The organism is Oscillatoria salina IIICB1 (assembly GCF_020144665.1).
Lineage (GTDB): Bacteria > Cyanobacteriota > Cyanobacteriia > Cyanobacteriales > SIO1D9 > IIICB1.
This window is the reverse complement of the sequence record NZ_JAAHBQ010000002.1, coordinates 51,708-65,718: the sequence shown is the minus strand read 5'-3', so window position 1 is coordinate 65,718 and position 14,011 is coordinate 51,708. Positions and strand designations below refer to the sequence as shown.

The window sequence follows — 14,011 nt, the reverse complement described above, 5'->3', positions numbered from 1 at the left end:
TTTCCCAATCAACAAAATTAAAAATTTTTTACTTAATGTGACTGTGAGTCCCTAGACTTAGAGTCACATTCGCTTTTCAATAAAAGCATGACAGATGATATTTTGGCTAAGTTTGGCAAATGTTTACGAAAAGCGCGGCTTGACAAGAGATTGTCTCAGGAACAATTAGCTGAAATTGTCGATTTAGATAGAACTTATATTAGTCTTCTAGAGCGTGGTAAAAGAAACCCTTCTCTATTGTGCATTGCTTCCTTATGTGAAGCTTTAGATATAAGCATTGCTGAGTTTTTTACCAAAATGAAAAGCGATCGACTTGAGAACTAATGACATTACCAGAATGGGTAGAAAAGTTAAATCAATTTTGTCAGCGCTATGATTTAGAAGCAGAATATTTGGCTGAGATTTTAAACGATCCTAAAGTTATTCCGATGATTAGAGGAAAATCTTTTGAGTTTACCGTTCAAAAGCTAATCTCGGAAATTTTACCAGAAAAATATCGAGTATTCAATCCTCGTCTTAATGCTCAAACAGCTTTACAAGATGTAGATTTTGCTATTATTAATCGGGAAACAGGTAAACAATATTCCCTCGAATGTAAATTAGCATCTAAGGGAAGTTTTCGGATTGATAAAAAAAGTAAACAACCTTATCTAAAATCTAAAAGTAAAGTGTATGCGCTCAAGAACTTTAGGTGAAGAAGCCGCATCTCAGAGAGCAAAAACAAAAGGAATATCGAAGAGTTTATTAATGACTCACAACGATCAATATCTTCAAAATTAACTAGCGGTCAACTAGACTAAGCAAGAAGATTACAAGATTTAGTCTCAGTAAATACCGCGCGATCGCGTCTCAAAATATTATCAGCCAAGGGCGCAAAACTTTGCGCCCTTTTTGAGAATTAGAGAAATTAACGAACCGTACCCCGCAAAGATTCAACTTCAATCGGTTTAATCAAGTAAAGTCGTAATAAATTCCAAATGATTGCACAGAAGAAAGGAAATTGGCGGAAGAGTTTGATGATTTTAGGTTGCTTGGATTTACCAATTTCGCCTAACTTTTTGTTGTAGTCGGAGCAACGGTGTAACCGACGGAAAAATTGTGGGTGTTGGAGGTTTAAAATCAGTGGAAACGCTCTACCCGAAGTTTCGTTAGTTTTCTCTAGCACTTGGCGATCGTATTCGGTGGGATCTAAACCTACAGAGTGGTAAAAACCCGATCGCTCGTGGACTGTCATGGTGTGGGTAGCAAATACACTTAAGAGAAAGAAGCGAATCCACAATTTTGCTCGCCAATTATTCCACAGTCGAGGCTGCGATCGCAATAATGCTTTGAAGATATCTCCGTGGCGATTCTCATCTTGACACCAACTCTCGAAGTAGTTGAAGAGAGGATAAAATTTGTTCTCTGGATGGGCTTCTAAGTGACGGAACATGATAATGTAACGCCAGTAACCGATTTTTTCCGAGAGGTAAACGGTGTAGATTACCCACGAAAGCGGAAAAAATGTATAGGTGCGAGATTTGGTGAGATCGCGTAAATCTAACGAGAAGTTAAAATCGTTCATCGCCTTATTTAAAAATCCGGCGTGACGGGCTTCGTCGCGAGCCATTAAATGGAAAATTTCTGATAGTAAGGGATTACGCTCTTTGAGGTGACGGGATAATTCTTTAAATAGTAAAAATCCCGAAAATTCGGAAATGCAGGAACGTTCGAGAAATTCTTTGAACGCCGAACGAGTTTCTGCGTCGATATGCTCCCAAGTCTGTTTAAACTGGTCATCGCGGACAAAGTGATAGCGGTTATAATCTGCCCGCATTTCGTTTAACATCACTTCTAAATCGTTTTGTCGAGCCGAGAGATCTAAGTTCGCTGCCGCTTCAAAGTCGGTGATGTAAAATCTCGGTGTAAGTGCTGTTTCTTGAATTTCTGAATTGACTTCTGCGGTTTTTACTGGAGGGGGAGCAGTAACCATGAGTATTTGAATCCCTGTTACAACTTTTGATAACTATTCAGTTATACATGGTTCGGAGAATCAATGCAAGACCCGATCGCTAATAATTTTCTTTTGAGTCAACCAAACCCGATTCTGCTTGAATTTGCGGCTTTTTTACGTCAGCTACACCGCAACCACGTTTGTTAAGTTATGATAAGTTACTTCCCAAAATCCTTTAATCACTATACAGTTATCAAAGGAGGTTCGCGAGAAAACGCGATCGCCAGACCTCCGATACTGTTTTGATGAGGAATTTAGCATGAGTAATAATCTCGCTATCAGCCTACGAGCAGGAACAAAAGAGTCTCATACAGCCGCCGAAAATACGGCATTTATGAAATGTTTCCTCAAAGGAATTGTTACCAAACAATCCTTCCAGAAATTATTGGGAAATTTGTATTTTGTTTATAATGCTTTAGAAGAAGAACTACTACGTCATTCCCAGCATCCCGTAGTTAGTTTAATTTACTTTCCCGAATTAAACCGCCAAGCTAATTTAGAAGCAGATTTAGCCTTTTATTATGGTAATAACTGGCAAAATTTAATTAGTGCTGCTGAAGCCGGAAAAGCTTATGTAAACCATATTCATCACATAGCTAACACCGAACCTGCACTTTTAGTCGCTCATTCCTACGTGCGGTATTTAGGCGATCTTTCCGGAGGACAAGGATTAAGAAATATTGTGCGTTCAGCACTCGATTTACCTTTAGATCGGGGAACTAAATTTTATGAATTTGACCAGATTCCTACGGTAGAAGCGAAGCGAGACTTTAAGCAAAAGTACCGCCAAGCCTTGGATTCACTACCTGTTGATGAAGCAATGGTGCAAAAAATTGTTGATGAAGCAAATTATGTTTTTACGCTCAATCGTAATGTTATGCACGAGCTAGAAGCAGATGTGAAAGCTTCACTCGATCCAGATGTATTTGAGGCAATTGTCAATCAAAATCGACCGGGAAGTACCTCAGAAGAATTAGTTAATGCCTAGACAAAATAGGCAAGCATAATTAATTGATTTTGTCAATAAAAATCAAGCAACTATCCGAAAATTACTTTGAGACAAACTCTGTTTGTAAATCCAGATAAAAGCCAAATTTTTTCAGTATTTAACATATTTTCGGATAGTTGTAAATATCCTCGATAAGTTAACTGTCGCTTGTCATTTTAATTACTTAGCGACACAAGCCAGATTTTTGTTCTCTTTTTTTCTTAGCCAAAGGTAATTTAGAAGATGAAACTTTTGTCCCAGAAAGTAAAATTCGATTCAGATTTACTCATCAAATATGACAAACCACTACCTCGTTATACTAGCTATCCACCTGCTACAGAATTAAAAGAGAACTTTACTGAAACTGACTTTCACAACGCGATCGCAGCAGGAAATTCTCAAAATATACCACTTTCTCTCTACTGTCACATTCCTTTTTGTGAATCACCTTGCTACTTTTGTGGCTGCAATACAATTATTACCCAACGCAAAGAAGTTGTCGATCCTTACTTAAACTATATTGCCAAAAATATCACCAAAGTTGCTTCGGAAATCGACCCCAAACGTCAAGTCGAGCAACTACATTGGGGTGGCGGTACACCAAATTATTTAAACTTAGATCAAGTTGAGAAATTATGGACAATTCTTAACGAAAATTTTAACTTCAGCGATCGCGCAGAAATTTCCATTGAAATTAATCCCAAAAATGTAGACAAAAATTATCTTCTTTTGCTGAAAGATTTAGGCTTTAATCGGATTAGTTTTGGCATTCAAGACTTTAATCCTCAAGTCCAAGCAGCAATCAATCGAATTCAATCAGAAACCATGCTATTTCAAGTCATGGAATGGATTCGAGAAGTAGGATTTGAAAGCGTAAATGTTGATTTAATTTATGGCTTACCATACCAAAACTTAGCCACATTTACAGACACAATTCAAAAGACAATTAAACTCAATCCCGATCGCATTGCCGTCTTTAATTTTGCTTACGTTCCCTGGTTAAAACCAGTACAAAGACGCATTCCTCAAGAAGCATTACCCAAAGCCCAAGAAAAACTAGATATTTTTCATTTTACCATTGATGAATTAACCGAAAAAGGTTATGTTTTTATTGGCATGGATCACTTTGCTAAACCAAACGATGAACTAGCGATCGCGCAACGGGAAGGAAAGCTACACCGGAATTTCCAAGGTTACACGACAAAACCCGAATCAGATTTATTTGGATTTGGCATTAGTTCGATTAGTATGTTACAAACAGTGTACGCTCAAAATAACAAGCGTTTAAAAGACTACTACCAAGCCATCGATAGTGAAATTTTACCTTTAGAAAAAGGAGTAAATTTGCATCGGGACGACCTCATTCGTCGTGCGGTAATTATGGAATTAATGTGTCAATTTCAGTTAGATAAATCTGAATTTGAGACCCGATATCATCTCGACTTTGATACTTATTTCGCCGAAGAATTAGTGAGACTATCCTTATTAGCAAACGATGGCTTAGTCGAACTATTTCCCCATAGTATTGTCGTCACAGCTAGAGGGCGTTTATTAATTCGGAATATTGCTTCTGTGTTTGACAGTTACTTGCAACACAAACAAGTAGAAAAATTTTCCAAAGCTATTTAGCTTAGGCGATCGAGAAGAATTCAGCGTCAAAGAAAATTTGCCTGAATTCTCTGCCAACTTGGTTGTAGTTTAATAATGCCACCAAGCACGCCAAAATCCAATCTAAAAAAATCAGTTCTCCAGTAGAGAAAGGCAAAACATGAAAACTCTTACAACTCTTCGCATCGGCAAATATACTCCCAAATATCCAATTATTCAAGGAGGAATGGGAATTAGAATTTCTGGTGCGAATTTAGCGAGTGCAGTTGCTAACGCTGGCGGAATTGGGGTAATTTCAGCCGTAGGTTTAGGATTAAAATCGCCTTACTTCGACCGTCAAGAAAAAAATGTTAAACAGAGACAAGAAAAGTTTTTTGCAGCTAATCGTTTAGCTTTAATTGACGAACTGAAAAAAGCGCGTCTCTTGAGTCCTAATGGAATTATTGGTGTTAATATAATGGTGGCAGCGCGAGACTACGAAACATTAGTTCGTACTGCTGCGGAAAATGGGGCAAATTTGATTATTTCTGGTGCAGGTTTACCGATGAATTTGCCAGAATATACAGCTAATTATCCCGATGTTGCCTTAGTACCAATTATTTCTAGCGATCGCGCGGCGAAATTGATTTGTCGGCGTTGGGAACGTCACCACCAACGGCTTCCTGATGCTTTTATTGTCGAAAATCCTCAAACCGCCGGGGGACATTTAGGAGTTAAAAAAGAAGAATTAGCAAATCCGGCTTTTTCCGACGCACAAATTATTCCCCAATTAGTTAAATATTTGCGTGACGAACTTGGCGTAAATATTCCCATCATTGCGGCTGGCGGTGTTTGGGATCGCACAGATATCGATCGCGTGTTAGCCTTGGGAGCAAGTGGCGTACAAATTGGCACTCGCTTTATTACCACTCATGAATGCGACGCAGATATTCGCTACAAAGAATTTCATCTTCATGCTACTCCAGAAGATGTCGTAATCGTCCCCAGTCCCGTAGGAATGCCGGGGCGGGCTTTAAAAAATGCCTTTGCCGAAAAAGCGATCGCCAATTCCCCCGATCTCGAAAAACGCTGTCTTGCTAACTGTTTGCACACTTGTCGCTGTCGAGATTCCCAAGAAACCTACTGTATTATTCAAGCTTTAGATAATGCCGTTCGTGGCAATGTAGACAATGGTTTAATCTTTGCGGGTTCTAACGCCGGACGTAGCCAAAAAATGATGTCTGTGGCAGAATTGATGGCAGAACTAACTGACAATAACTGAGAGGAAAAATAAGCAAAATGAGCAATCCTACCCTTCCGGAAATTCCTCCTGGCTATCTAAATGTTATGGGTTATGTTGATGAATCAGAAGTCAACGGACCCGGTTGTCGTGCAGTTGTGTGGCTGCAAGGATGTGCGCGAGAATGTTTAGGATGCTTTAATACTCAATCTTGGTCATTTGAAATTAATCAGTTATTTTCTGTTGAAGAACTTGCCGAAAAAATCCTCAGCAATTCTAACAATCAAGGCGTAACCTTTTCCGGGGGCGAACCTTTTTGGCAAGCAACAGCTTTAGCAGAATTAGCCGCAAAACTTAAAGCAAAAGGCTTAAATGTAATGTCTTTCACCGGATTTACTTTAGCCGAGTTGCGATCGCCAAAAGCCCCTCCCGGCGCAGAAAAATTACTCGCCCAGTTAGACATTCTCATCGACGGACCTTATGTAGAATCTTTAGCGATTAATTCCCCTGATTCTCCCGTATCTTCTCGGAATCAAAAAATACACATCTTTAATCCTGCTTTTGAAGATAAAATTAGTTGGGCAAGCGACCAAATCGAGGTTCATATCCTCAAAGATGGCAGCCGGATTATTACTGGTTTTCGAGGTAAGTTAGGCTAAAATTAAGTTCTGGGTTATTTCCTAAAAAAGCTTTTGTAATTAAATTGTTTCTTGGTTAATTCATAAGATTTAACCAGCTTGGATAAGATTTTCCATATCATCTTCTTGAGCAGTTCCTTCAATTAGTTGTTGAAAATGCTGATTAAGACTAATCTCTCGACTTACTTGTACTAAAATAATTCTTTCGTCATTGAAAATCTCAATTACTTGTTGTGCTTTTTTCCTTTCTAACGAATCGATTTGGCAAAAGCTATTGTCATCTTCACTAAAGGTGAGTAAATAAGTGAGAGCTAAGAAAGCATTCTGTTTATACTGATAATCAAATTCGCGAGGATTTTTGGATAGCAAGTAATCTAAAATTTTCATCTCATTCCTAGGCTCCAGCCAGATAAGAAGACAAATTTGACTGCTCCCCTCCCTCCGCGTTACCTAGGCTCCGCCTGGGTACGCCACCCCAAAGAAACTCTCGTACCTAGGCTCCGCCTGGGTACGCCACCCTAAAGAAACTCTCGTACCTAGGCTCCGCCTGGGTACGCCACCCCAAGGCTCTGCCTTGATTGCCATGGAGGCGGAGCCTCCTTATCTCATTCCCCGGCAGAGCCAGGGAACGAGTTAGCCTCCGGATCTCATTCTCCGGCGGAGCCAGGGAATGGAGGCGGAGCCTCCCGATCTCATTCCCCGGCAGAGCCAGGGAACGAATTATATTATTTGATACAAACCTAACAAACTAGAAATATTATGCTGGATGTAGTCGATGCGAATTTCAAAATTTGTCAGACTACGATGAAAACCACCGATCGCGCGGCGCGGATTTGGCAAATATAAGACTGATTCTGCTTGAAATTGGGTTTGTAATTGAAATTTAATTCCTCGTTTCATGGCTGCTAAAAAGGTTTTTGCGTCTTCATCTTTGCCGACAAATTTTGCTAGTTGATAGGCTGCATAAAGCCCTTCGCTGCGGGTTGCTGTGGGTGTGGATCTGGGGGGTTGGTAATAGCTTCCTTGCCAATCGGGATAACTGGGATTAACATTTTGTTTGTCTGCGATCGCGTGAGCCAACCTCAAACTATGATTCAAGTACAATTGTTCGGGGCGATGACGATATAATTCGTTTAAGCCGTAAAGTAGCCAGTGATCGTGAGGTAATTTGGAGTCGGGTAAACCGCGATCGCGTACTTCTATTAAAAATTTAGCAGCATTGGCGGCGACATCCAACCACCTATCTTGAGAGTCAAGTTGATAAAGCCGTAGCATGGCTAAAATCGCTTCTCCGGGGTAATATTCGGAGAGGAAAGACCTAACTTTGCCTTCGGGGTATGATTGTTTGTGAACGACAAATTCGCCAGTTTCGTTTTGTACGCTTGCCATCCAGGTTGCTAATTCTTGAATAATTGCTAAATACTCTTGACTTTTAGTGACTTGTGTGTATTTAGATAAGGCGATCGCCGCTAGCGCATTTCCTCCTAATTTGACGAAACCGTCTTCAACAACGCATTTCACCTTACCTTGGGGTGTTTCGTAAGGATGGAAGGTTTGTAAGAGAAACGCGATCGCGGTTTCTGCTGTTACTAAAAATTGCTTATTTTGAGTTATTTCGTATAATTCTAACAACGAATAAATTGTCCCAGAATGACGCAAAATGTTATATTTATTGGGGACATTGTTAGTTTTTGGTTGGTAAATATAGACAAATTTGCCGTTAGGTTCGATTGCGCGAGTGAGATATTCACCACCATCAAAAGCAGCCGCTAAAAGTTGTTCTCGTTCAAGTTTATCGAACAAACGATGACCGCGATAAAGTGAAATAGATTGATTATTTTCGCTAAATAAACTTGTTGTGGTGAAGCGATAAATTTGGATGCGATCGGAATCTAATATTCTTTGATATGCTTGTGCTTTTTCCGAGTCATTTCCTAAATATTTGATAATATTTTGCGGACGAATATTTAAATCTGTATTTAACAAATTATTGGTTAATAATTCTTCTGGTAAAAAGGCAATTTGAGATTCGCGATCGAAGGCTAAACCGTAAAGACTTCTTTGTTTATATAAAGGTCGTTTTAAATTCAAACGAGATAAAGAAAAAACACTTTGGACAATATCTAGTTTAATCCATTTAATATTTTGTAGTTGACGAGGAATTTGACTAATAGCTTCCTCAATAGCTTTAGTTATTCCACGTCCAGAACCGAAAATTACGCTAGCAGTTTTTTGTCCGTCACTCAGCGAGAGAAATACTAAACGAGGTTGGCGATCTTCCTGAAGATTATTAGTTAATTTTACCTTTTTTTGCTGTTGCCCTAAAGCTACAGTCACGTATTGAATTAATGATTTTTCTTCCTTTGTTGTGAGTGGCAATGTATTGCGAAAATCGCTAAACCAAAGTTGTTCTTTATTCATTTAATTATTGAGTAAATTCTGGTTATAAATTAATTTTCAGGGGGCAGCCACGGGGGGACTGCCCCTACATAAATATTTGTGTGTTTTTTTATTTTACCTTTCATATTAACCTGACTTTTTTTATTGTAAACCAAGGGGAAAAAAATAGGGGCAACGCGGAACGTTACCCCTATTTTTAATCAGTCAAACTGAATTAAACTGTGAGTGAACTATCGAAGACAAAGCTAGCAGCAGTTAGGTCTTCTTCAACACCTAAAAGTACAGCAATGTCTTGACCTTGGGCTGAGACTGTGGTATTGCCATCAGTTACAGTCAAGGTCAAATCGGCAAATTCGCTGATATTTGCGAATGTACCACCGAAGCCGAGGACATCGACACCAACTTCAAAGTCAGTAATCGTGTTGGCTGCATCGGGTAAGCTACCACCTGTAGCAATCCAGAATTGGTCAGCAGCTTCGCCACCTGTGATGGTGTTACCACCACCGTTAGTAACGAAGAAGCGGTCAACATCATCGCCACCAACCAAACGGTCATTACTACCAAGCAGGAAGTCATCGTTACCGTCACCACCGTAGAGACGGTTGTTACCGCCACCTGCGGTCGCATCAATGAAGTCATCACCGTCACCAGCGATTACGCGATCGCCAGTACCAGCAATAATTTCATCGTTGCCGTCGCCAGCTAAGATGCGGTTGTTGCTACCAGCAGAAGCGTCGATGAAGTCATCACCGTCACCGCTAAAGACTAGGCTGTTGCTGGTGTCGTCGTCAACTTCGATAACGTCGTTACCATCGGAACCGAAGAGAGGTTCGTCAGGAGTGGTTCCACCGTTGTCGGTACCATCGTCAACGCCATCGTCAGTACCGTCATCGGTACCATCATCAGTACCGTCGTCAGTACCATCATCAGTACCGTCATCAGTACCATCATCAGTACCATCGTCAGTACCGTCATCAGTACCATCGTCAGTACCATCATCAGTACCATCATCGGTTCCGTCATCAGTACCATCGTCAGTACCATCATCGGTTCCATCATCAGTACCATCGTCAGTACCGTCATCAGTACCATCATCAGTACCGTCGTCAGTACCATCGTCAGTACCGTCATCAGTACCGTCGTCTTCGCCGACAGTAACAATCACCTTACCAGTATCGACCTTACCCTCTTCGTCGATAATTTCGTAATAGAAATCTTCCTTACCACGGAAGAAGGAAGCAGGAGTAAAGAGAATTTGACCATCTTCGGTAATTTCAATCGTACCGTTAGCAGCACCGACCAGGCTACCAGGAACGATTTGTAAATCTTCAGGACGGCGATCGTCATCGGTGTCGTTAGCCAGAACATCAATCAGGATAGACGTTCCCGGTGTAGTTGTCACCTCATCATCTTCAGCAACAAAGAATTTAGCTGCCGTACCGACATTGATGATTATTGTACCGATGCTGATATTACCTTCTGAATCAGAAACTTCATAAGAGAAGTCTTCGCTACCGTTGAAGCCAGCATTCGGAGTATAGGTAATCGTACCATCTTCGTTAACTGTGACAGTACCGTTACCCGCACCGACAATGCTTTCAGGATCGAGTTCTAAATCTTCACCTTCATCATCGCTATCGTTAGCCAGAGGATCGAAAGTTACAGGTTCGCCATCAGGACTATTTAACTCGTCTTCAGTAGCGATCGGTGCATCGTTAACTACATTAATTGTGAAGTCAACGCTGATTTCCTCACTCTGAGTACCGTCGCCATCATCAACGGTAAAGCTAAAGCTATCGTCGGTAACATCGCTACCATCGTTTTCGTAACTGACTAAACCGTTGTTGATATCTTCTTGGGTGAAGGTATCGCCAACTGCTAATTCTTCTCCGTCGAGGAAGATGGTACCGTAATCTGCTAAATCAGTGAGAGTGTAAACTACTTCACTCGCAGCAGCATTAGTGTTTACCAGTTCGAGGTTACTGTCGTCAAAAACTTGACTTCCACCTTCATCAAGGGTGATATCAAAAGCTTCGATATAGGTATCAGCAGTGATGTTTTCTTGTCCTTGGATTGCTTCAGCATTACCTCGGACAATCAAAGTCTTGACGTTGAAGCTGCTATTGACAACTAAGCTTCCTGAGAACAATTCAAACTTGGTTAAGCTGAATTCTTCATCAATGGTAAGGGTTCCGCCAGTTTGTTCAAATCCAGTTTCGATGGTGATGGATTTGTCGATTGTCAAATTGCTGGATGATTCAACTGAACCTTGACCTGTGATGGTTGTTCCTTCGCGGAAGGTTTGAGTTTCTCCGGTGAACTTCAAGAAACCATTAGCAGAGATTTCGTATTCTCCATTGATTTCACCGCTAAAGGCGAGTGAAAGTTTGGCTTCTTGTTCGATCTTGACGCTACCGCTATTTTCAAACTCAACTTCGATGGTGACTGTATCTTTGTCGTCGCCGTTTCCGCCGTCGTCGTCATCATCATCGTCGTCGTCATCGTCGTCATCGTCGTCGTCGTCGTCACCTACGCCGCCGTCATCATCGTCGTCATCGTCGTCATCGTCGTCATCGCCGTCGCCATCGCCATCGCCATCGCCGTCGCCATCGCCATCGCCATCGCCATCGCCATCGCCATCGCCATCGCCATCGCCATCGCCGTCGCCATCGCCATCGCCATCGCCATCGCCATCGCCATCGCCATCGCCATCGCCGCCGTCGTCATCGCCATCGCCAACGTCAATGACGAGGGTACCACCTTCGAGTAATTCGAGTAAGCCTTCTCCGGTAATGTCGATACCAGTCTCGAAAGTGACTTCACTGCTTAACTCTAGGGATGCTTGTTGAGAGATTTCGATGCTGCTTTCAAATTCAGCACCTTTAACTAAAGTTAGTACGCCTCCGCTTTCAATTTCGACGATACTGCTGCTGGAGAAGAAAGTTTCCAGACTGAACGATCGCTCGATACTGAGGAAGCTATTTTGGGCTAGTTCGAGGATACCTTCACCAAAGAAGCCAGCGCCTTCAGCAAACGTAAATGCTGCACCAGTTAGGCTGACAAAAGCATCGGTATCAATTTCGTAGTTACCAGTAATTTCTCCCTCGAAAGCGAGATCTAAACTTGCGCCAGTTTCGATCGCGATCGTGCCTTTGTTGACAAGGTTGATGTCGATGGTTAGAGATTTCTTACCTTCGTCATCGTCATCGTCGTCGTCGTCACCTGTACCGCCGTCATCGTCATCATCGTCGTCGTCGTCACCTGTACCGCCGTCATCGTCATCGTCATCGTCATCATCGTCATCGTCATCGTCATCGTCATCATCGCCATCGCCATCGCCATCGCCATCGCCATCGCCATCGCCATCGCCATCGCCATCGCCATCGCCGTCACCATCGCCGTCACCATCGCCATCGCCATCGCCATCGCCATCGCCGTCACCAACGATCGCTTCGGTAATCGTTACGGTACTACCTTCTTCAATTTCTAAAGTACCTTCTCCTTCAAAGACGGTTTCGGTGTCGAAGCTATTTTCCTCTCCACCTAACGTGAGGCTACCACCTTCACCGATCTGGAAGCGATCGCAGTTTCCGGTTACTTCCCCATTAACTAGCAAGATAACGCCATTTTCAATTACGACTCTGCCGCTATTGAAAAAGTCAAGATCGAGAGTAAAATTTCGACTGACGGTGAAAGTAGTTTGTGCGTCGATGGCGATCGATCCTTCACCAGCAAAACTAACTTCTGAACCAAAAGTTTGTGTTTCACCACTAAATTCTATCGATCCATTAGCGCCAATTTGGTAGTTACCGCTAATTTCACCGCTAAAGGCTAACTCTAATGATGCTTCGCTGCTGACTTCGACTGTACCGTTGTTAACGAAGTTCACATCGATGACTAAAGATTTGCGATCTTCTCCATTACCATCGCCATCATCATCGTCGTCGTCATCGTCGTCGTCATCGTCGTCGTCGTCACCTACGCCGCCGTCATCATCATCATCATCATCATCATCATCGTCGTCATCGTCATCGCCATCGCCATCGCCATCGCCATCGCCATCACCATCGCCATCGCCATCGCCATCGCCATCGCCATCGCCATCGCCATCGCCATCGCCATCGCCATCACCATCGCCATCGCCATCGCCATCGCCATCGCCATCACCACCAGTAGCGACATTAACGACAAAGCTACTGCCTGCTTCAATTTCTAAAGTACCTTCTCCTTCAAAGCGGGTTTCGGTATCAAAGGTATTAGTTGCCCCACCGAGAAGTAAAATTGCACCTTCAGCGATCTCAAAGCGATCGCAGTTTCCGGTAACTTCACCATTGAGAATTAATGTCCCAATGTCTAATTCGACGGTTCCGGTATTGAGAAAAGAAATGTTTTCACTAAAAGAAGTTTCAACATCTACCGACTTAGTAAAAGTACCTACATTAGAAAAAGTACCACTCCCGTCACCTTCAAACTCGAAGTCGCCTTCTCCAGTAATTTCAAATGTAGCGTCTACTTCATTAGTAAAGGTTGCTTCTCCACTAAAAACAAAAGTTGCGACACTACTAAAAGTTCCCGTACCAGCATTAATAAAAGTACGTTCGGAGAGAAAGTTGTCTACATCCCCACCAATTGACAAAGTAGCAGTTTCTGCTACGGTTGTGGTTCCCGTACCAGACATCGTACCACCAGTCCAGTTTAAGGCTTGTGTTGTAGTTAGCCCACCACTACCAGTTAAAGTACCGCCATTGAGATTAAGTACCGCAACGGTAACATCTTCGTCGAGAGTTACACTGTCTCCGTCGTTAATAACAACCGTATTTGATAATCCTGGGACTTCACCAGTATCCCAGTTAGCTGGATCGTTCCATGACGTACCATCGCCACCTCCAGTCCAGATAATTGTCATCAGAGTCACCTCAAAATTTGTAAATTATTTTTCTCTGCACCCTGCTTGTTAGTTGGGCGTTAAAAGAATTTATGCTTAAATCGCCCTATATGCGATCGCCTACTGGCTACAGTTTGGCTTTTAGTAATTCCAGAGAAATTTAGCATTAATCTTCAACTAGCTACTCTAAAACGCCCACTACCTTCCTGGTTGTCGAGTTTATCGCGTCTTAAGTTTCCTTTTTCCGAGTTTTTACTTAAGTATGGGGGCTGGTGACTGG

The 14,011-nt window shown here is 42.1% G+C and carries 10 protein-coding genes; 6 read left to right on the top strand and 4 right to left on the bottom strand.

What is annotated here, in order from left to right:
- Positions 1-87 precede the first annotated feature (87 nt).
- Together G3T18_RS00485 and G3T18_RS00480 are read left to right on the top strand one after the other, a co-directional pair.
- Positions 88-324 carry a helix-turn-helix domain-containing protein gene (locus tag G3T18_RS00485; RefSeq protein WP_224408548.1) on the top strand — a complete coding sequence of 79 codons (237 nt, stop codon included), beginning with the start codon at positions 88-90 and terminating at the stop codon, positions 322-324.
- Positions 324-695 (top strand): hypothetical protein, encoded by a 372-nt coding sequence (locus G3T18_RS00480; protein WP_224408547.1) that lies wholly within the window; start codon positions 324-326, stop codon positions 693-695. The genes G3T18_RS00485 and G3T18_RS00480 overlap by 1 nt, the downstream gene beginning before the upstream one ends.
- Before the next feature lie 212 nt (positions 696-907).
- On the opposite strand, the gene acsF is transcribed toward G3T18_RS00480, so the two are convergent.
- A complete protein-coding gene (acsF, locus tag G3T18_RS00475) occupies positions 908-1,972 on the bottom strand; it encodes a magnesium-protoporphyrin IX monomethyl ester (oxidative) cyclase (RefSeq protein WP_224408546.1) in 1,065 nt (354 codons plus the stop codon).
- 280 nt (positions 1,973-2,252) lie between these two features.
- Between acsF and G3T18_RS00470 the strand changes: the two genes are divergently transcribed.
- From G3T18_RS00470 to G3T18_RS00455, 4 genes are all read left to right on the top strand, one after another.
- The gene (locus G3T18_RS00470) at positions 2,253-2,981 is read left to right on the top strand and encodes a biliverdin-producing heme oxygenase (protein WP_224408545.1); all 729 of its coding nucleotides are present in this window, start codon (positions 2,253-2,255) and stop codon (positions 2,979-2,981) included.
- A gap of 243 nt (positions 2,982-3,224) precedes the next feature.
- Positions 3,225-4,610 carry an oxygen-independent coproporphyrinogen III oxidase gene (gene hemN, locus G3T18_RS00465; protein ID WP_224408544.1) on the top strand — a complete coding sequence of 462 codons (1,386 nt, stop codon included), beginning with the start codon at positions 3,225-3,227 and terminating at the stop codon, positions 4,608-4,610.
- A 139-nt stretch (positions 4,611-4,749) separates the two neighbouring features.
- The gene (locus G3T18_RS00460) at positions 4,750-5,850 is read left to right on the top strand and encodes an NAD(P)H-dependent flavin oxidoreductase (RefSeq protein ID WP_224408543.1); all 1,101 of its coding nucleotides are present in this window, start codon (positions 4,750-4,752) and stop codon (positions 5,848-5,850) included.
- Positions 5,851-5,867: 17 nt separating this feature from the next.
- Positions 5,868-6,467, top strand: coding sequence for a 4Fe-4S single cluster domain-containing protein (locus G3T18_RS00455; RefSeq protein ID WP_224408542.1), 600 nt, complete (start codon positions 5,868-5,870; stop codon positions 6,465-6,467).
- 69 nt (positions 6,468-6,536) lie between these two features.
- Here the strand turns inward: G3T18_RS00455 and G3T18_RS00450 are convergent, their stop codons facing one another.
- From G3T18_RS00450 to G3T18_RS00440, 3 genes are all read right to left on the bottom strand, one after another.
- Positions 6,537-6,833, bottom strand: a complete 297-nt coding sequence (locus G3T18_RS00450; protein ID WP_224408541.1) for a hypothetical protein — start codon at positions 6,831-6,833, stop codon at positions 6,537-6,539.
- A 333-nt stretch (positions 6,834-7,166) separates the two neighbouring features.
- Positions 7,167-8,867, bottom strand: coding sequence for a glycoside hydrolase family protein (locus G3T18_RS00445; RefSeq protein ID WP_224408540.1), 1,701 nt, complete (start codon positions 8,865-8,867; stop codon positions 7,167-7,169).
- 193 nt (positions 8,868-9,060) lie between these two features.
- On the bottom strand, positions 9,061-13,752 hold the full coding sequence (locus tag G3T18_RS00440; RefSeq protein WP_224408539.1) for an Ig-like domain-containing protein: 4,692 nt from the start codon (positions 13,750-13,752) through the stop codon (positions 9,061-9,063).
- Positions 13,753-14,011: the final 259 nt, after the last annotated feature.

Bases quoted from the DNA above. Each gene is read 5' to 3' on its own strand.
- G3T18_RS00485 (WP_224408548.1), top strand. From the start codon at position 88: ATGACAGATGATATTTTGGCTAAGTTTGGCAAATGTTTACGAAAAGCG.
- G3T18_RS00480 (WP_224408547.1), top strand. From the start codon at position 324: ATGACATTACCAGAATGGGTAGAAAAGTTAAATCAATTTTGTCAGCGC.
- acsF (WP_224408546.1), bottom strand. From the start codon at position 1,972: ATGGTTACTGCTCCCCCTCCAGTAAAAACCGCAGAAGTCAATTCAGAA.
- G3T18_RS00470 (WP_224408545.1), top strand. From the start codon at position 2,253: ATGAGTAATAATCTCGCTATCAGCCTACGAGCAGGAACAAAAGAGTCT.
- hemN (WP_224408544.1), top strand. From the start codon at position 3,225: ATGAAACTTTTGTCCCAGAAAGTAAAATTCGATTCAGATTTACTCATC.
- G3T18_RS00460 (WP_224408543.1), top strand. From the start codon at position 4,750: ATGAAAACTCTTACAACTCTTCGCATCGGCAAATATACTCCCAAATAT.
- G3T18_RS00455 (WP_224408542.1), top strand. From the start codon at position 5,868: ATGAGCAATCCTACCCTTCCGGAAATTCCTCCTGGCTATCTAAATGTT.
- G3T18_RS00450 (WP_224408541.1), bottom strand. From the start codon at position 6,833: ATGAAAATTTTAGATTACTTGCTATCCAAAAATCCTCGCGAATTTGAT.
- G3T18_RS00445 (WP_224408540.1), bottom strand. From the start codon at position 8,867: ATGAATAAAGAACAACTTTGGTTTAGCGATTTTCGCAATACATTGCCA.
- G3T18_RS00440 (WP_224408539.1), bottom strand. From the start codon at position 13,752: ATGACAATTATCTGGACTGGAGGTGGCGATGGTACGTCATGGAACGAT.